Genomic DNA, 17,660 nt, shown 5'->3' with positions numbered 1-17,660 from the left:
GACTCCCGGTTTGGCCAGCGTGACATGACTCCCGTCTTGCCGCATCTTTACCCAACCGTCAGCCATCAGGCGTTTGATTAACTCTGCACTACTCATCAATCCTCCATTGTGCTAATGTGTAGGTATAATACCTGCAAAATTACATTCAGTCAATGAATTTATGGGTATTATACCTATAAATATTAATAGGCAGTGATCTCCTCTTTACCCTGTCATTGATTACCCGCCCATAGAGCGCAACCAAACGCACACAGAAACATGCACAATCAGATTGACGCACGTTACGGTTAATTTGGATCACGTTCTTACGCTGCATCTCATGCTGCGCAATCCCCACGAAATAAACGTAAACCCCACGTAAAACGGACTACACCGCACCCGCCTGCACGTTTTGGATCAAAAAGTTATTTCAGTTTGAGAATTCTACAAACGGTATCGCCAGACCGCGCCAGCACTGGTGATGTGGGAAAAATCGCAAACTGAAAGGTGTGAAAAGATTTACAGGGAATTGCAGTTTTTGGATCGTGGGATGGATCGCAGGTAAAAATCAATGTGATGATATTAAAGGATAAATTCTATTTTACGTGAGAATGTTGGATCACCAAGCAAAGCCGCATCAGATTAAAGAACTCAAGCGTGGCGCGGCGTTGTGAGATAAGAGGGACTGAAATTTATTGCTTCGCTGAATTATCTTCGTCTGCGTGTACAACTCTGATGGCCTGAGCTGTTTCGATAATTTTGATGGCCTCTTCTGCTGACAGTCCTTTCAAATCGATTAGGGTACTGTCTTTGGAAAATTCAATTTTGATATTCCGTTTTGTAGTAAACATTTTCATTATCCTTAATGATGTTGGTGCAATTTTAATTAAGCAATAATGAATTACGCTAGAAACAAGGGGGCAAGGCAAGTTAAAGATATTTCGGGGATCAGTATAGCCGTAGCTAAAAATCTCTGTCGCCATTTTGTCGCCGTTCGCTATCGGAAAGCAAAAAACCACTTGTGTGGCAGTGGTTTATTCTATTGATTTTATAGTATTTTATCGGTGATATTCACCTGCGGCTTCGGGTTGATAAAGTATCTCTAATACTTTTATTCGAGTCTTTTCGCCGTTAGGTAATTTCCAGCTGATTTCATCGTTCACTCTCAGACCCAAAAGCGCAGCGCCCAAAGGAGCCATAACGGACAGATGTTTGGTGCTGTCTTTCAGGGATGCCGGATAGACGAGTGTGCGAACACGTTCTTCATTGCTGCCCAAATCAATAAAACGAATTTCACTGTTCATTGTGACAACATTGGCTGGAATATCCACCGGAGCCACTATTTCGGCTCTATCCAACTCTTCGTTCAAAGCGTCTGCGATGCTGGTATTCGCAAATGCGGGTTGTTCCAACAGAGAATCTAAACGTTCGGCATCCAGTTCATTGATAATAATTTTTGGTTTTTTCATACCACGCTCCAAATTAGGCTCAATATAAAATAACACCCCCGCATCGCAAGGAGGGGGGTGTTATTTTCAAAGTGATTAAAATGATATTAGGCTGTTCTGCCGTGAAAATAAAGAGATCATGATCACGAACTGTTTTGCGTTGTTAATGAGATAAGGCTCCTTAACAACGGTCAGAAGGATAACACGATATCATTTGGAATGGCTGATTAGGAGCCTGTAACAACGATTTTTGGGTTGGTTTCTCCCCAGATGGAGGATAACTCAACAACGTGCACACCACTCCATTTCTGGATGTCAGACTGAGTAATTTCGTCATTTCCTTGTTTACCGAAGATCACAACTTCATCGCCCGCCTTCACGTCAGGCAGGTCAGTAACGTCTACCATCGCGGTGTTCATGGAAATGCTGCCAACAATGGGGGCACGGTGGCCGTTGATCAGAACATAGGCTTTGTTTGACATGTTGGAGCTTAAGCCATCAGAGAAACCAACCGGCAGGTTAGCGAGTTTGGAATCACGTTTCAGGGTGTGAGTGTTGTCGTAGCTAACACCATTGCCTTTAGGGTATGACTTGACAGAAGCAACACGGGTTTTAACTTCAATCAGGGGTTTGTATTCTGGATGGCTGGTGGTCAGAATGCCGTAAAGTGCACTACCAACGCGTACCATATCAAATTGTGCTTCTGGGATGCTCATTGACGCAAAAGAACTTGATGCGTGCAGTGTGACTTCATCTCTTTTCAGATTGGCGGTTTTGATCAACCAAGTAGTTTGTTCTTGGAAGTTCTTAATGCTTGAACGGATTGCATCCAGATCGGTGAGAGCATGGTGGCTCATTATGCCGGTCAGTTTCAGGTTAGGTAACTGAACGATTTTCAGAGCTTCTTGTTTACCCTGTTCAGTTTTCATTTCCAGACCGTTACGGCTCATGAGGCCAGTGTTCAGGGCCAGATGAACGCGAATTTGTTTGCCATGTTTTTTAGCCAGAGCATCAACAGCCTGAGCCTGTTCCAGATCACCGACCATTTCTTCCATGTCATAGTCCAGAGTGCTTTCAATTTCACTCACATCGGCTGTGCGGACACGCAGTAATTGTCCTTTAAAGCCGCTTTCACGCACGATGCGGGCTTCTTCATTACTGGTAATGCCTACACAATTTACGCCCGTTTTAATGATAGATGGCATCAGCAAGTCGATACCATGGCCGTAGGCATCGCCTTTCAGAATCGCACACATTTTAGTGCCTGTGTTCAGTTTTTTTTGCAGTGTGTGGATATTGTTTTCGAAAATAGTGGGGTTGATTTCAACCCAAGAGTTGTTGTGGGCAGCAACTTTTTGTGCTTGAGCATTGTCTGAGGAAAGAACAGGAGCTGCCTGAGCAACACCCTGGCACAGGGTCAGACCAAGGAAAATAGCCAGTGTAGTTTTATTAAAACGCATGAAGTAAATCTCCAGTTTAGGAACTGTACATATAATGTTCTGTTTGTAAGTGCGTCTTAATAATAAGTTTTTTTTAATCTAATTTCACATGCTTAACTCATTGAATGATAACATTTATTATCAATATAATACTATTTATAAATTATTAGAATAATTAACCAAGTTAATAATTTAAAAATCTCAGCTTTATCTTTGGTGAATATTTAGTGAGCAGTATATATTAATGATTTTTTATCTTTAGTTGGTTTTTACGGCTGTTTTTATGTTTGTGTAGAAATATGGGAGATAGTTTGGAGAAAAAATAGTTTTGATGTGCTAACTAAAAATGGCTGAACAATGTAAAAAATGGGAGGAAGGCGGTTTTTTCAAGGGGGAATTGAGACTGACGTCAAGCGTTACCCATATCCGTTTGGATCTGAGTTTGCCGATCGGCAAGAGCAAAGTCGAATACTATGCAATTTAGAAGGGATGTTATTCTTCGTCAAAACCAGAATTAAAAAGTTCAACAATAGCCGCCAGCGCCTGCTGTTCATCAGGTCCGGTTGCTTCAACTTCAATATAGCTGCCTTGTTCGGAATCCAGCATAAGCATGGCAATCACGCTATCAGCTTCGGCTTGTAAGTTATTGCTGTTGTGCAGGATCACCTGCGATTGAAACTGCTGCACAAGGTCATACAGTTTCATCGCAGGTCTGGCATGCATGCCAAGCCGGTTTTTAATCTCAAGCCGTTGTTTGACTGTCATGCTTTACTTCATTGGTTGCACTATTTACGTTTTTCCAGTGTACGGTGACGTGATTGCACGTTTTTACCACGAGAACGGAAGTAATCTGCCAACTGTTCAGCAACATAGACAGAACGGTGTTTACCGCCTGTACAGCCAATGGCAACAGTCAGGTAGCTGCGGTTATTGGTTTCCAGCATTGGCAGCCAAAGTTCAAGATAACTGCGGGTCTGGTAAATGAAGTTATGCACTTCTGTATGGCGATCCAAAAATGCGGCTACTGGGCGATCCAAACCAGTCATTGGACGCAGTTTCGGGTCCCAGTGAGGGTTTGGCAGGAAACGCACATCGAAAACATAGTCGGCGTCAATCGGGATGCCATGTTTGAAACCAAAAGATTCAAATACCATGGTAAGTTCACGTTCCCGTTTACCCAGTAAACGTGTCCTGAGCATTTCTGCCAGTTCATGGACAGACATTTCAGAGGTATCGATGATCAAATCGGCACGAGAGCGCAGAGGTTCCAGCAGATCACTTTCTTGGTCAATTGCACTTTCCAGTGACAGATTTTTGCTTGATAGAGGATGTAAACGACGTGTGTCACTGTAGCGACGGATCAGGGTATTGCGATCCGCATCAAGAAACAGCAATTGTGGTGAAAAACTGTCCGGTAATTGCGTGAGAGCTTCTTCGAAGACTTCTGGTGATTCCGGCATATTTCTGACATCAATGCTAACCGCTGCTGAAATATCACGTTCAGCCAGCGTGTTTGCCAGTTCTGGCAGCAACACAACCGGTAGGTTATCCACACAATAGAAGCCCATATCTTCCAACGCACGCAGGGCAACGGATTTTCCGGAACCTGAACGACCACTGACTATCATCAGCACCATGAGGCGACTCCCCTAAATGTTTATAATTGTAATCGCTGTTTATTCAGTAATGATTTTGTATAGCTCTTCGTCACTCTGTGCTGAGCGCAGACGACGGCAGAGGGTTTTATCTGCAAGGCGCTTTGCAATCAATGATAGTGAGTGTAAATGAGTTTGACACTGATCCGATGGCACCAATAAAGCGAACAATAGATCAACAGGTTGATTATCTATGGCATCAAAGGTGATGGGTTGTTCCAGATGCAAAAATACGCCAACGGCATTCTTAGAGCATTCTTTGTCCAATTTTCCATGGGGAATTGCGATCCCGTTGCCAATGCCAGTTGTTCCCACTTTTTCACGGGAAAGAATGGCTTCGAATACAGCATTTTCTGGTAATCCAAGCTGTTTTGATGCCAGCTCACTGATAATCTCTAAGGCACGCTTTTTACTCGAACACGGTACGTTATTACGTGTACATTCGGGCGAAAGCACTGAGCTTAGTGGTAAATCTGTTTCGTTGTTCATTTCTTTATTCACTTAGGGCCTTGTTATACCGGATACCCATTGAGGCATCCGGTATTGATGCACTGTTTATATCCGTTGTCTTTCAAGTTGCCGCTTTGTTGGCTGTGTCTTGAAATCCATTGGGTATATAGATAGAACAGCAATAATTGTATGACGGCCCCGTTGCCTGAAAGCTGTTAATGTTGTCTCAATTTACTTTTGTGTTTGGTCAATTGACGCGCTAGTTTATCTGCCAGTGAATCAATTGCCGCATACATGTCTTCATGCTCTGAGGTTGCATGCAACTCTCCTCCATTAACATGCACTGTGGCTTCGGCAATCTTCTGCACCTTTTCCACTCGGAGGGTGACCTGAATGAGGTTAATCTTATCGAAATATTGATCCAGCTTGCCGCATTTGGTGTTCACAATGTTGCGCAGAGCATCTGTGATTTCAATATTGTGGCCTGTAACATTGAGTTGCATAGTGTTTTCCTTCTCTGTGTTGTTCAAACCAGCTTTTTGCGTTGGTTTGAAGGCGGGATGGATAACGACTCTCTATATTTTGCGACAGTTCGCCGCGCCACTTGAATGCCTTGTTCAGCCAGTATACTGGTTAATTTACTGTCACTCAGAGGCTTGGCCGGGTTTTCTGCCGCGACCAGTTTTTTCACCAGAGCACGTATTGCGGTAGAAGAAGCTTCGCCTCCGCTATCGGTGTTGACGTGACTGGAGAAAAAATATTTAAGTTCAAAAATTCCTCGTGGGCTATACAGGTATTTCTGTGTCGTCACACGGGAAATGGTGGATTCATGCATGTCAACCTGATAGGCGATATCAGCCAGTACCAGCGGTTTCATGTGTTCCTCACCATATTCAAAAAATTCTTGTTGCCGTTCAACAATGCAGCTTGAGACTTTCAATAATGTCTCATTGCGGCTCTCGAGGCTTTTTATCAGCCACTTGGCCTCTTGCAAATTATTACGAATGAACAGGCTGTCACTCTCATTATGGGCCTGCTGCCCCAGTGCTGCGTAATGTTGGTTGATGCGCAGACGGGGGATGCTATCGGTATTTAGCCTGACTTGCCAGCTTTCATTTTCTTTCTGCACCAATACATCAGGAATAACATACTCGGGTTCACCGGTATTGACTGCCAACCCCGGTTTCGGCTCCAGTGATTGAATGATATCAATTGCCCCTTTTAGGGTGATCTCTTTTAATTTGCTCTGACGTAATAAATTACGGAAGTCCCGGTTGCCCAGCAATTCAAGGTACTTGCTGACAACGAGTTTGGCGTCGTTTAAGTGAGGTGTCCCTGGCGGCAGTATTGAAAGTTGGATAAGCAGGCATTCACGTAAATCACGGGCAGCAACACCAATGGGATCAAAATGCTGTATGCGTTTGAGAACGGTTTCAACCTCTTCCAGCATGAGTTCATCATCACCCATGCCGGTAAGAATTTCGTCGGTCGAAACGGTCAGGTAACCCGTATCATCAATCGCATCAATAATCGAAGTGGCAATGGCAGAGTCCGTTTCGGTAAACGGGGTCAAATCAGCCTGCCACATCAGATAATCCTGCAGTGTCTGGGTGGTTTCTCCCTGATACATGGGAAAATCATCCACGTTGTAGTCACTGCTGGTTCCTGAAGGCGTGCCAGCGGAGTAAATTTCATCCCAACTGGTATCCAATGGCAGCTCTTCAGGCATATTTTTCTGTTCAAGTGCTTCGCGGGTGTCCAGCGCTGCTGTTTCAAAATCAGCGTCAGGAAGCTCTTGGCTATCCACTTCCTGATGCAGATCATCTTGTTCAAGCAGCGGGTTGGTTTCCAACGCTTGCTGGATCTCTTGCTGAAGTTCAAGCGTAGAAAGTTGCAACAAACGGATAGCTTGCTGGAGCTGGGGCGTCATCGCCAATTGTTGACTGAGCCTGAGTTGCAAACTTTGCTTCATAGCGTTACCACTTTCTCCTTAAATCTAGCTTGAATGATTCCCTGCATTGCGTCTGGCTGACAGAAGAATGAGGATTAAAGGCGGAAACCTTCACCCAGATAGACGCGTTTGACCTGTTCGTTACTCAGGATTTCCTCAGGCGTTCCGTGGGCAATCAGGTTGCCTTGACTAACGATATAAGCACGCTCGCAGACATCCAGTGTTTCACGGACATTATGGTCGGTAATCAGGACACCCAGACCGCAATCCCGCAGGTGTTGAATGATCTTTTTAATATCCAGTACGGAAATTGGGTCAACACCCGCGAAAGGCTCATCCAATAGGATGAATTTGGGATTAGCGGCCAGCGCCCGGGCAATTTCTACACGGCGGCGTTCGCCACCAGAAAGTGATTGCCCGAGATTATCACTCAGATGAGCGATGTGAAATTCTTCCATCAACTCTTTTGCGCGCGCTCTTCGTTGTTCCTGATTTAAGTCTTTGCGGATCTCAAGGACAGCCATCAAATTGTCTAATACGCTCAGACGACGAAAAATAGAGGGTTCTTGCGGCAAATAGCCTATCCCACGACGGGCGCGTTCATGCAGAGGCATCAGGCTGATGTCTTCTTCATCAATCGTAATGGCGCCGGTATCACGTGGAACAATGCCGACGACCATGTAGAAAGTGGTGGTTTTACCTGCGCCATTAGGGCCAAGTAAGCCAACAATTTCCCCTGAATTCACTTTTAGGCTGACGTTCTCAACGACCTTACGGCCTTTATAGGCCTTAGCCAGATTTTCTGCGTTTAGTATTGCCATATGCCGTTATTTACTCTTTTTTTGAACATCATTTTTTTGAACATCAGCGCCCGTGCCTTTTTCCTGTAGCTGAGCAGGTAACAGGACGGTGGTAACACGTTTACCTTTATCACTAAAGGCTTCCATTTGTTGTGTTGGTACCAGATAAGTGATTTTATCGCCCTTGATATTACTGTCCAACTGTTCAAGATAGGCATTACCTGTCAGGGTAACCAGCTCATTGTTCATCTCATAGCGCATCTTTGAGGCATGCCCCTTGATGGGTTTGCCGTCATCCTGCAATTGGTAGAAAGTCGCTGGGTTGCCGAAGGCTTCAATGACAGTCTTATTCGAATCCCCTTCTGGACGGGTGACAACGACTTTATCTGCATGAATATCGATAGAGCCTTGTTTGACAACAACGCTGTCCGTAAATGTGGCAACGTTACCGGTTAAATCCAGCGACTGCCTCGCTGAATCAATGGTAATAGGCTTTTTCGTATCATCTTTCAAGGCCAGCACAGGCAGGCTGGTTGCAAAAAGCGTACTGGCAATAACGGTATTACGGATTAGGTTGTTCATGTGGAATCTCATAACGAGTGGTCACCTTTTCAATCAATTCAGCAGTTTTGTTTCGCAGATTGCCGCGCATTTTCATGCCAACAGACTTTATATCAATGCCAATAAGGGTGGCTTGGTCATCAGATGCGACATCTTGTGTTGTGAGATTGACGGTCGCATTGTCTGTTGTGATCCGTTGCAGTTGTGACGCATCGGACAGGCTATCCACTTGGACATCCCCATACAGGTAGAGCATCTTATCATTGGTTAGTTGGGCCTGATTGGAACGTACCGTCCATGTAGGGATTGGGGTTCCAGAGATGCTATTCGGATCAAATGTTGTTAATACGGGCTTGGTAAACCAAGTCAGTTTCGTTTCCGCATAGTTTTTAACATCGTCGGAGACCAGTTTGTAAACTAACTTTCCTTCTGGATCATAGACGAAAGTAATGGCTTTTTGGGTTTGATAAGTGGGATAACCGTCGTCCACAATGGTGGATGACGTATCATCATTTACATTAGATAAATTCCAGCCAATCAGCGCAAGCGCGATCAGTATCAGTGTTGCAATCAGCCAGGATTGAATTTTGCTCATTCTTTTTTCAGTTTTAGTTTATATGGATAATCCTTTGGCATCTTCCAGCTTATTTTGAGCGAAGAGCACCAAATCACAAAGTTCCCTGACTGCACCACGACCACCCGCAATCCGGGTCACATAATTTGCCTTCGGCAACAGAAGTGGATGGGCATCAGCAACCGCAGCAGATAATCCAACCTGTGCCATAACGGGCCAGTCAATAAGGTCGTCACCAATATAGGCAACTTGCTCTGGCTGTAACGCTAGTTTATCCAACAGTTCTTGATACGCCAAAAGCTTATCGTTTTGGCCTTGGTAAAGATGTGTAATGCCTAATGTTTTTGCGCGATCTTCCAGCAGTTTTGCCTTGCGGCCGGTAATAATCGCAACTTCAATGCCCGAAGTGATTAAACAACGGATGCCATAACCATCACGAACATTAAATGCTTTCAGCTCTTCCCCTTGATTCCCCATGTAGATCAGACCATCAGACATGACACCATCAACATCACAAATCAGAAGACGAATTTTACTGGCTTTTTCGATAATATCTTTGTTAACCGGACCATAGCAGGTGTCCAGAGACTCTTTTTGATTCATTAAGGAATTCTCTTAAGGTTTATACTATTATACGACCCCGGCCTGTAAAAGGTCGTGCATATGTAATACGCCAAACAATTTATCTCCTTCTGTAACCAACAGGGACGTAATGTGGCGTGATTGCATCAGATTTAACGCATCAACGGCCAGCGCATTGGGTTTGATGCGGATGCCTCCGGAGGTCATCACATCAGAGATTTTCGCATGGTTTAAATCGATTCCCATATCGAAAACCCGGCGTAAATCGCCATCAGTAAAAATTCCGTTAATCTGCATGTCATCATCGCAAATCACTGTCATACCCAGCTTCTTGCGAGTGATTTCCACCAAAGCTTCACGCAATGTTGCTGTACGCGGAACACGGGGAATGTCATCACCTGTGGTCATTAAGTCACTGACCAGTAATAGAAGTTTGCGTCCCAGTGCGCCACCCGGGTGGGAAAGTGCAAAATCTTCGGCAGTAAAACCACGGGCTTGTAAGAGGGCAACGGCCAAAGCATCTCCCATGACAAGCGTGGCTGTCGTGCTGGTGGTTGGTGCAAGCCCCAACGGGCAGGCTTCCTGTGGCGTTTTAATACATAAATGGACATCAGCGGCTTTTCCCATGCTACTGGCATAGTGATTTGTCATGCAGATTAGCGGAACTTTTTGTCGCTTGAGGACAGGAATCAACGCCAGAATTTCATTTGATTCACCTGAATTAGAGATTGCCAGAACGATATCTTTTGATGTCACCATGCCAAGATCGCCGTGGCTGGCCTCGCCGGGGTGGACAAAGAAAGAAGGAGTACCGGTACTGGCAAATGTTGCAGCGATTTTCCGCCCAATGTGGCCGGATTTGCCCATTCCCATGACAATGACTTTTCCCTCACAATTAAACATCAATTCACAGGCCTGACTGAAATCGTCATTGATATATTGTTCCAGACCCGCCAGTCCGTCGAGTTCGATATGTAATACTTTCTTACCTGCTTGCTGAAAATCGATCTTAGGCATTTCTATTTCCCACTCTTTTCCCATTCAATCGGCAATTAATGAGTACCGTAATAATTAGACACAAAAAGTACGACAAAATAAGTGATAAAACAGCCCAATAACAAGATGCCGTTCAATCGGTTCAATCGGTGCTTTCTTCCCAGACAGAATACCGTGAATAGTATACTGGCTGCCATCATGACCCAAAAATCCCGGGAAAAAGCTTCAGGCGAAATAACGCTGGGGGAAAGTACGGCGGGAAGACCCAAAACGAGGGTGATATTGAATACATTAGAGCCAATGATACTTCCCATTGCCATATCATTCTCACCTTTTATGGCTGCGGCAATCGTAGTGGCGAGTTCAGGTAAGCTGGTTCCCACGGCAAGAATAGTCAGGCCGATGACCAGTTCACTCACTTCATAAATGCGCGCAATGACAGTTGCGTTGTCAATCACCATACGGGTAGAAATGGGGAGAATAATCAAACCCAAAACAACCCAAAGCAGGGCAATACCTTTGTTGCCTTCGACAGGTAATTCCGCATTTCGTTCCTGAGTATAACTATCCGTGCTATCAGACTGGGATAATGAGGTCATTTTGATCATCAGGGCGATGAAGAAAAGAGCTGAGAGCAATAAAAGGATACCATCCAGACGGCTTAGGTAGCTGTTAGATAACAGATATCCGGCAAATGCAGTGATCACCAGCATCAGTGGAACTTCCCGACGCAGGATATTGGATTTCACTGTGATTGGTCTGATGAAAGCCGCAGCGCCTGTAATCAGCAGCAGGTTAGTAATATTGGAACCAATGGCATTGCCTACGGCCATATCCGGCAGCCCGTCTAAAATTGCTGTGATAGACACCATGAGTTCTGGCAGTGAGGTTCCGATTCCGATAATGATCAAGCCAATAATAAATGGAGGGATTTTCAGGGCACGGGCAAAAACCGCAGCACCATAAACCAATCTATCGGAAGCATACACTAGTAAAATCAACCCGGTAATGAGCAGTACAATAGTCAGAAACATGGGGGGCGCCTTAAATAAGATTTATTCCGAGCATAATGCTAATAATGGTTGATTTCTAAACATGAAATGTTTATTCAGCTAGACTTATACATTCTGACGGTCAAGAGATAAAAAGTAAAATTTGTCACCACTTTGCTAACGCAAACTGGGCAATTTTTTTGTAGTATGCGTCATGGATTATTTAAATAAAGTAATGAAGACAGTTCTATTAACGGTTAGGGGCTATCAACAATGAGTCAACAAACAGCAAATCTAATTGAGATCTGCGGTATGTATTTCACCCGAGGTCAACGCCCGATTTTTGCTGATATTAATCTGACCGTCCCGAAAGGAAAAATTACCGCCATCATGGGGCCTTCCGGTATAGGAAAAACCACCTTGCTGCGTCTGATTGGGGGGCAAATCCGCCCTGAACGCGGCGAAATCTGGTTTGATGGCGATAATATTCCAGCGTTGTCCCGTCCACGCCTTTATGCTGCACGCAAAAAAATGAGCATGTTATTTCAGTCGGGGGCATTGTTTACCGATCTGAATGTTTTTGACAATGTCGCTTTTCCTTTGCGTGAACATACCCAATTACCCGAAGAGTTGATTCATACAACTGTGATGATGAAATTGGAAGCGGTAGGGCTGCGTGGTGCTGCGTACTTGATGCCATCGGAACTGTCTGGCGGCATGGCAAGGCGAGCGGCATTGGCGAGGGCAATTGCACTTGATCCTGATTTAATCATGTTTGATGAACCGTTCGTTGGTCAAGACCCTATCACGATGGGGGTTCTGGTGAAACTGATCGATGAACTGAATCACGCACTGGGTGTTACGTGTGTTGTGGTTTCCCACGATGTACCTGAAGTACTGAGTATTGCTGACTATGCCTATATTGTGGCTGAACGGAAAGTGATCGCAGAAGGGACGCCAGAACAATTGAAAACGAATCAGGATCAGCGGGTACGGCAATTTCTGGATGGTATCGCTGATGGGCCAGTACCTTTCCGTTTCCCTGCTGGGGATTACAAAACTGAGTTATTAGGATAATGGAATGGTGATGTTAACACGAGCATTGGCGGCATTGGGCCGGCGCATGATTGAGGTTACGGCTTCATTCGGTCGTGCGGGTTTCATGTTGTTCAGTGCACTTATTGGTAAGCCGGAGCCTGCCAGGCAATGGAAACTCTTGCGTCAGCAACTTTATAGCGTGGGTGTTCAGTCTTTGCTGATTATTGTGGTTTCAGGGCTGTTTATCGGTATGGTTCTGGCGTTGCAGGGCTATCTGGTTTTGACCACATTCAGTGCCGAGGGCAGCCTTGGCATGATGGTGGCGCTTTCATTGCTGCGTGAATTAGGGCCTGTGGTGACGGCGCTGTTGTTTGCGGGGCGGGCGGGTTCGGCTTTGACCGCAGAAATTGGTTTGATGAAAGCGACGGAGCAAATTTCCAGTCTGGAGATGATGGCTATTGACCCACTGCGTCGAGTTGTTGCTCCACGTTTTTGGGCGGGTTTTATCAGTATGCCTTTGTTGTCTCTGATCTTTGTTGCTGTTGGGATCATGGGTGGCGCGATTGTCGGCGTGGATTGGAAAGGCATTGATGGGGGCTTTTTCTGGTCGTCCATGCAATCTGCGGTGGAATGGCAAAAAGACTTGCTGAACTGTTTTCTCAAAAGTGTCGTTTTTGCCATCACAGTAACGTGGATTGCTCTGTTCAATGGTTATGACGCTATCCCAACGTCAGAGGGGATCAGCAGGGCGACAACGCGTACAGTAGTTCATGCGTCGTTGGCGGTATTGGGTTTGGATTTTGTGCTGACAGCACTGATGTTTGGGAATTAAGTTGATGCAAAACAAGAAAAATGAAATTTGGGTTGGGGCTTTTGTCCTGATTGCGTTGGCTGCAATCATTTTTTTATGTCTGAAAGTGGCGGATATACGTTCTTTCGGCAGTCAGACAACTTATCGTGTCTATGCCGCATTTGACAATATTGGCGGCCTGAAAGTGCGTTCACCGGTGAAAGTCGGTGGCGTGGTGATTGGCCGTGTGGAAAAAATCTGGTTGGATCACAAAACCTATACACCACAGGTTGAATTGGATATTTTTACGCAGTACGACAATATACCAAATACCAGCTCGCTTTCTATCCGAACTTCAGGGTTGTTGGGTGAACAATATATTGCACTCAATATTGGTTTTGATGACCCTGACTTGGGAACCTCCATGTTGAAAGATGGAGACAAGATTGAAGATACCAAGCCAGCGATGGTACTTGAAGATTTGATTGGTCAGTTCTTGTATAAGAGCGGTAGCGGAAATCAGGAAAAATCCGCTTCGACACCTGAACAAGCACACTAACCAGTAAACTAATGCTTAGGAGAAATAATACTTATGTTTAAGCGATTACTCATGGTTGCGTTGCTTGTGGTTGCGCCATTGGCCAGCGCTACGGATCAAACTAATCCCTACGCCTTGATGAAAGATGCGGCAGAAAAAACGTTTACCCGTTTGAAAAATGATCAACCGCAGATTCAGGCGAACCCAGACACCCTGCGTCAAATTGTACGCCAAGAATTGTTGCCTTATGTGCAAATAAAATATGCTGGGGCACTGGTGTTGGGGCCTTATTACAAACAAGCGACACCTGAGCAGCGTGACGCTTATTTCAAGGCGTTTGAGTCCTATCTGGAGCAGGCATATGGTCAGGCTTTGGCGATGTATCACGGGCAAAATTACCAAATTGCACCAGAACAGCCATTGGGCGATAAGACAATCGTGGCAATCCGTGTCACGATTACTGATTCTAATGGGCAACCGCCGGTTCGTTTGGACTTTCAATGGCGTAAAAACAGTAAAACGGGTTACTGGCAGGCTTACGACATGATTGCTGAAGGCGTTAGCATGATCACCACTAAACAGAATGAGTGGGTGGATATCCTGCGTCAGAAAGGTGTTGATGGGCTGACTGAACAATTGGCTATCAGCGCGAAAGCGCCAATCACTTTAGAAAAGAAAAAGTGACATGAAACAGGATACGCTTGATAGCAGCATAGCCGGTAAAGCATCGGCCAGTCAGGAGACAGTGAGCTGGGAGAAAACGGAGAGTACACTGTTTCTGAAAGGAACATTGGATCGTGACAGCCTGCTTCCTTTGTGGCAACAAAAAGACCGCGTGATGGAGGGGATCGATAACATAGATGTTTCCCAGCTTCATCATGTGGATTCCACCGGGCTGGCTCTTTTTGTTCGCTTGAAGGGAGAGTGTCAGCAACAGGGTAGAACGCTGGTACTTTCAGGCGTGGGAGAACGTCTGGGAACGTTGGTTGCATTGTACGGTCTGCAAAGTCTTCTTAGCGATAACCAGCCCAAAACGTAATTCTTCCTTCCGGTAATCAGCGCCCTTGTAAGCCATCCCCTTACAGGGGCGTTTTTCTTGGTTTAAGAGTCGTCTGGATTCCATTAGGATAGGCATCTACTATTATTTTTTTAACGACACTATTTTCTAACGATGGGTGTGAGCAAATTTATGGATACTAATGAAATTAAAAAAGTGCTGATGGAAAGTCTGGCACTTGATGAAGCTATCGTTAGCGGCGATGGCAGCCATTTTCAGGTTATTGTCGTTGGCGCAATTTTTGATGGACTGAACCGTGTTAAACAACAGCAGACCGTTTACGCTCCTTTGATGGAATACATTGCAGATAACCGCATTCATGCGTTGTCAATCAAAGCCTATACACCTGCGCAGTGGCAACGTGACCGCAAGCTTCAGGGATTTTGAGGCTGTTTGCTTCGCCGCGAACAGCACACTTTGAATTAAACAAGAGAATTATGACAGATGGATAAATTTCGTGTGAAAGGGCCTACTTGCCTGTCGGGAGAGGTTACGATTTCCGGGGCAAAAAATGCCGCATTACCAATTATGTTCGCAGCGTTGCTGGCAGAAGAGCCAGTTGAATTACAGAATGTTCCTGAATTGAAAGATATTGATACTACTATCAAACTGCTCAATCGCTTAGGAACGAAAGTGGAACGTAATGGCTCCGTTTTTGTTGATGCCAGTGGAGTCAATGAATATTGTGCTCCTTACGAACTGGTCAAGACAATGCGCGCTTCCATCTGGGCATTGGGGCCGCTGGTGGCGCGTTTTGGTCAGGGGCAAGTCTCTTTGCCGGGCGGTTGTGCCATTGGGGCCCGTCCTGTCGATCTCCATATTTCCGGGCTGGAGCAGCTTGGTGCGACAATCGTGCTGGATGAAGGTTATGTCAAAGCTTCTGTAGATGGCCGTTTGAAAGGGGCCAGCATTGTCATGGATAAAGTCAGTGTCGGGGCAACAGTGACTATTATGACAGCGGCAACATTGGCAGAAGGGACAACTGTCATTGAGAATGCGGCGCGTGAACCTGAAATTGAAGATACGGCTGATTTCCTCAATACGTTGGGAGCAAAAATCAGTGGTGCAGGCACTGATCGCATCGTGATTGAGGGGGTTGAACGTTTAGGTGGTGGGGTTCATCGTGTGCTGCCTGATCGTATCGAAACGGGCACTTTCCTGGTGGCTGCGGCGATTTCCCGCGGCAAAGTGGTTTGCCGCCATGCCAAGCCCGGTACACTGGATGCTGTTTTAGCGAAACTGCGTGAGGCGGGGGCGGACATCAAAGTTGGAGAGGACTGGGTTAGCCTTGATATGCACGGTCAGCGCCCTAAAGCAGTCACATTCCGCACGGCTCCGCATCCGGGCTTCCCGACCGATATGCAGGCACAATTCAGCCTGTTGAATATGGTTGCAGATGGCGCAGGAATGATCACTGAAACCATCTTTGAAAATCGCTTTATGCACATTCCTGAGTTGATTCGTATGGGCGCTCGGGCAGAAATTGAGAGTAATACAGTGCTATGCCACGGCGTTGAAAAACTGTCCGGCGCTCAGGTGATGGCGACTGACTTGCGCGCCTCTGCAAGTTTAGTGCTGGCAGGTTGTATTGCTGAAGGAACTACAGTTGTCGATCGTATTTATCATATCGACCGAGGTTACGAGCATATCGAAGATAAACTGCGTGGTCTTGGAGCGAATATTGAGCGAATTAAGTCAACTGATTAAGCGAAATTAGTTTTTTCTTCGTTCATTCAATCCCTCGTCCGTAAAGGGCTAACAACTGTCAATCTTTTTATGAGGAATGTGATGGTACGATTCATCCCATTCCTCATTATTCGTGACGTGGTGTGATTTCTCCTTTTTTTACTGCATCGGCCTGTTGAGGCAGTAGGTTAAAAATAAACGGAGCTACGGTGTTTCGCCACCCGAAAGCGATCCTGACAGGTGGTGGATCGTTTTTGTAGAGAAAGATATTAATGGTTAGGCGGGGGAGTCAAACCGTGACTATTCGTGTCAGCCATATTTTTGGCTGAATTACCGTGTATATTCCGCTATTTCCCCCATGTTCCGCCAAAATCAGACAAAAATCCCATCTAATTGATTAATTAATTTTATCGGTGAGTGTGTACAATAACCGCTCTGATTAATAAATTTTCTTATATCACAGAATGACATAATGAAAAACAACAAGGAATCGCTGTACCTGCAAGAACGCGCCTACCTGCGGGAATTGGCACAGCGTGTGGCGAAAGAATCGCCGCATCTGGCTGATTTACTGTCTTCATCCCATGATCCTGATATTGAACGTCTCTTCGAAGCGTTTGCTTTGTTGATTGCCAATTTACGGGATAAACTGGAGGACGATCTCCCCGAAATCACGCACGGTATTCTGTCCCGGATCTGGCCGTTAGCGTTATGTCCTATTCCTCCGACCACGACACTGCAATTCTATCCTGCTGAGGGTGAGCATCAGGGCACTGCCGATATGCCTGCGGGTACGTCCGTTTCGGCTCACCGCAACGGGCAGTTACTGACCTTTAAAACCCGTCGTCCGCTGCATATTGAACCGTTAATCGTGCAGGAACGAGCGGTAAAGAAAACGGGAACTCACAGTGAGATCATATTGACCCTGTGCCAGACCGGCCCCGCGTCTCCGGTCTGGCAAAGTGGCACATTAACGTTTTTCCTCGGCACTGATACGGAACGTGCCGCCCAGTTCAGTCTGTGGCTGGATCAACACCTTTGTGATGTCAGCCTGATAACACAGGGCGAGCGGCGAAAACTGAGCAGTTTACCTTATGGCTGGCACAATGTGTTTGATAGTCCAG

The 17,660-nt window shown here is 45.7% G+C and carries 23 protein-coding genes; 8 read left to right on the top strand and 15 right to left on the bottom strand.

Annotation, left to right across the window (positions count from 1 at the left end; genetic code table 11):
* From AAC854_RS17680 to AAC854_RS17610, 15 genes are all read right to left on the bottom strand, one after another.
* Positions 1–96, bottom strand: a 96-nt coding sequence (locus AAC854_RS17680; RefSeq protein WP_340615708.1) for a type II toxin-antitoxin system HicA family toxin, incomplete at its 3' end; no start/stop codon positions are given.
* Between the two features lie 575 nt (positions 97–671).
* Positions 672–830, bottom strand: a complete 159-nt coding sequence (locus AAC854_RS17675; RefSeq protein ID WP_340618277.1) for a hypothetical protein — start codon at positions 828–830, stop codon at positions 672–674.
* Between the two features lie 207 nt (positions 831–1,037).
* Positions 1,038–1,448 carry a nucleoside diphosphate kinase regulator gene (gene rnk, locus AAC854_RS17670; protein WP_047963565.1) on the bottom strand — a complete coding sequence of 137 codons (411 nt, stop codon included), beginning with the start codon at positions 1,446–1,448 and terminating at the stop codon, positions 1,038–1,040.
* A 206-nt stretch (positions 1,449–1,654) separates the two neighbouring features.
* Positions 1,655–2,887 carry an alanine racemase gene (gene alr / locus AAC854_RS17665; protein ID WP_340618276.1) on the bottom strand — a complete coding sequence of 411 codons (1,233 nt, stop codon included), beginning with the start codon at positions 2,885–2,887 and terminating at the stop codon, positions 1,655–1,657.
* Positions 2,888–3,358: 471 nt separating this feature from the next.
* Positions 3,359–3,631: a PTS phosphocarrier protein NPr gene (gene npr / locus AAC854_RS17660; RefSeq protein ID WP_273548837.1), complete on the bottom strand. Its 273-nt coding sequence runs from the start codon at positions 3,629–3,631 to the stop codon at positions 3,359–3,361.
* A 20-nt stretch (positions 3,632–3,651) separates the two neighbouring features.
* Positions 3,652–4,503: an RNase adapter RapZ gene (rapZ, locus tag AAC854_RS17655; RefSeq protein WP_047963568.1), complete on the bottom strand. Its 852-nt coding sequence runs from the start codon at positions 4,501–4,503 to the stop codon at positions 3,652–3,654.
* A gap of 39 nt (positions 4,504–4,542) precedes the next feature.
* Entirely contained in the window at positions 4,543–5,010 is a 468-nt protein-coding gene (gene ptsN, locus AAC854_RS17650; RefSeq protein ID WP_340618275.1) for a PTS IIA-like nitrogen regulatory protein PtsN, read from the bottom strand.
* A gap of 176 nt (positions 5,011–5,186) precedes the next feature.
* Complete coding sequence (gene hpf, locus AAC854_RS17645) at positions 5,187–5,474, bottom strand: ribosome hibernation promoting factor (protein WP_340618274.1); 288 nt, start codon at positions 5,472–5,474, stop codon at positions 5,187–5,189.
* Between the two features lie 23 nt (positions 5,475–5,497).
* The gene (rpoN, locus tag AAC854_RS17640; protein WP_340618273.1) at positions 5,498–6,943 is read right to left on the bottom strand and encodes an RNA polymerase factor sigma-54; all 1,446 of its coding nucleotides are present in this window, start codon (positions 6,941–6,943) and stop codon (positions 5,498–5,500) included.
* Positions 6,944–7,017: 74 nt separating this feature from the next.
* Positions 7,018–7,743, bottom strand: a complete 726-nt coding sequence (gene lptB, locus AAC854_RS17635; RefSeq protein WP_340618272.1) for an LPS export ABC transporter ATP-binding protein — start codon at positions 7,741–7,743, stop codon at positions 7,018–7,020.
* Between the two features lie 6 nt (positions 7,744–7,749).
* Positions 7,750–8,304 (bottom strand): lipopolysaccharide ABC transporter substrate-binding protein LptA, encoded by a 555-nt coding sequence (gene lptA / locus AAC854_RS17630; protein ID WP_340618271.1) that lies wholly within the window; start codon positions 8,302–8,304, stop codon positions 7,750–7,752.
* Positions 8,285–8,878 carry an LPS export ABC transporter periplasmic protein LptC gene (gene lptC, locus AAC854_RS17625; protein WP_340618270.1) on the bottom strand — a complete coding sequence of 198 codons (594 nt, stop codon included), beginning with the start codon at positions 8,876–8,878 and terminating at the stop codon, positions 8,285–8,287. The genes lptA and lptC overlap by 20 nt, the downstream gene beginning before the upstream one ends.
* Before the next feature lie 18 nt (positions 8,879–8,896).
* Positions 8,897–9,460 carry a 3-deoxy-manno-octulosonate-8-phosphatase KdsC gene (gene kdsC / locus AAC854_RS17620; RefSeq protein ID WP_340618269.1) on the bottom strand — a complete coding sequence of 188 codons (564 nt, stop codon included), beginning with the start codon at positions 9,458–9,460 and terminating at the stop codon, positions 8,897–8,899.
* A 27-nt stretch (positions 9,461–9,487) separates the two neighbouring features.
* On the bottom strand, positions 9,488–10,456 hold the full coding sequence (kdsD, locus tag AAC854_RS17615; protein WP_340618268.1) for an arabinose-5-phosphate isomerase KdsD: 969 nt from the start codon (positions 10,454–10,456) through the stop codon (positions 9,488–9,490).
* 35 nt (positions 10,457–10,491) lie between these two features.
* Positions 10,492–11,469, bottom strand: coding sequence for a calcium/sodium antiporter (locus AAC854_RS17610; protein WP_340618267.1), 978 nt, complete (start codon positions 11,467–11,469; stop codon positions 10,492–10,494).
* Between the two features lie 231 nt (positions 11,470–11,700).
* On the opposite strand from AAC854_RS17610, the gene mlaF reads away from it, so the two are divergent.
* The 8 genes from mlaF to AAC854_RS17570 form a co-directional block, all read left to right on the top strand.
* On the top strand, positions 11,701–12,504 hold the full coding sequence (gene mlaF, locus AAC854_RS17605) for a phospholipid ABC transporter ATP-binding protein MlaF (protein WP_340618266.1): 804 nt from the start codon (positions 11,701–11,703) through the stop codon (positions 12,502–12,504).
* A 10-nt stretch (positions 12,505–12,514) separates the two neighbouring features.
* The gene (gene mlaE / locus AAC854_RS17600; protein ID WP_047963593.1) at positions 12,515–13,297 is read left to right on the top strand and encodes a lipid asymmetry maintenance ABC transporter permease subunit MlaE; all 783 of its coding nucleotides are present in this window, start codon (positions 12,515–12,517) and stop codon (positions 13,295–13,297) included.
* A gap of 4 nt (positions 13,298–13,301) precedes the next feature.
* Positions 13,302–13,814 (top strand): outer membrane lipid asymmetry maintenance protein MlaD, encoded by a 513-nt coding sequence (mlaD, locus tag AAC854_RS17595; protein ID WP_340618265.1) that lies wholly within the window; start codon positions 13,302–13,304, stop codon positions 13,812–13,814.
* A 33-nt stretch (positions 13,815–13,847) separates the two neighbouring features.
* Positions 13,848–14,477 (top strand): phospholipid-binding protein MlaC, encoded by a 630-nt coding sequence (gene mlaC / locus AAC854_RS17590; protein WP_340618264.1) that lies wholly within the window; start codon positions 13,848–13,850, stop codon positions 14,475–14,477.
* Position 14,478: 1 nt separating this feature from the next.
* Complete coding sequence (gene mlaB / locus AAC854_RS17585) at positions 14,479–14,832, top strand: lipid asymmetry maintenance protein MlaB (protein WP_340618263.1); 354 nt, start codon at positions 14,479–14,481, stop codon at positions 14,830–14,832.
* Between the two features lie 150 nt (positions 14,833–14,982).
* The gene (gene ibaG, locus AAC854_RS17580) at positions 14,983–15,237 is read left to right on the top strand and encodes a BolA family iron metabolism protein IbaG (RefSeq protein ID WP_340618262.1); all 255 of its coding nucleotides are present in this window, start codon (positions 14,983–14,985) and stop codon (positions 15,235–15,237) included.
* Positions 15,238–15,294: 57 nt separating this feature from the next.
* Positions 15,295–16,557, top strand: a complete 1,263-nt coding sequence (gene murA / locus AAC854_RS17575; protein ID WP_340618261.1) for a UDP-N-acetylglucosamine 1-carboxyvinyltransferase — start codon at positions 15,295–15,297, stop codon at positions 16,555–16,557.
* Positions 16,558–17,008: 451 nt separating this feature from the next.
* The coding region (locus tag AAC854_RS17570) for a type VI secretion system baseplate subunit TssF (protein ID WP_340618260.1) at positions 17,009–17,660 on the top strand (652 nt) is incomplete at its 3' end.

Origin of the sequence: Xenorhabdus entomophaga, assembly GCF_037996725.1 — a bacterium.
GTDB classification, from domain to species: domain Bacteria; phylum Pseudomonadota; class Gammaproteobacteria; order Enterobacterales; family Enterobacteriaceae; genus Xenorhabdus; species Xenorhabdus khoisanae.
This window is presented reverse-complemented; position numbering and strand designations above follow the sequence as displayed.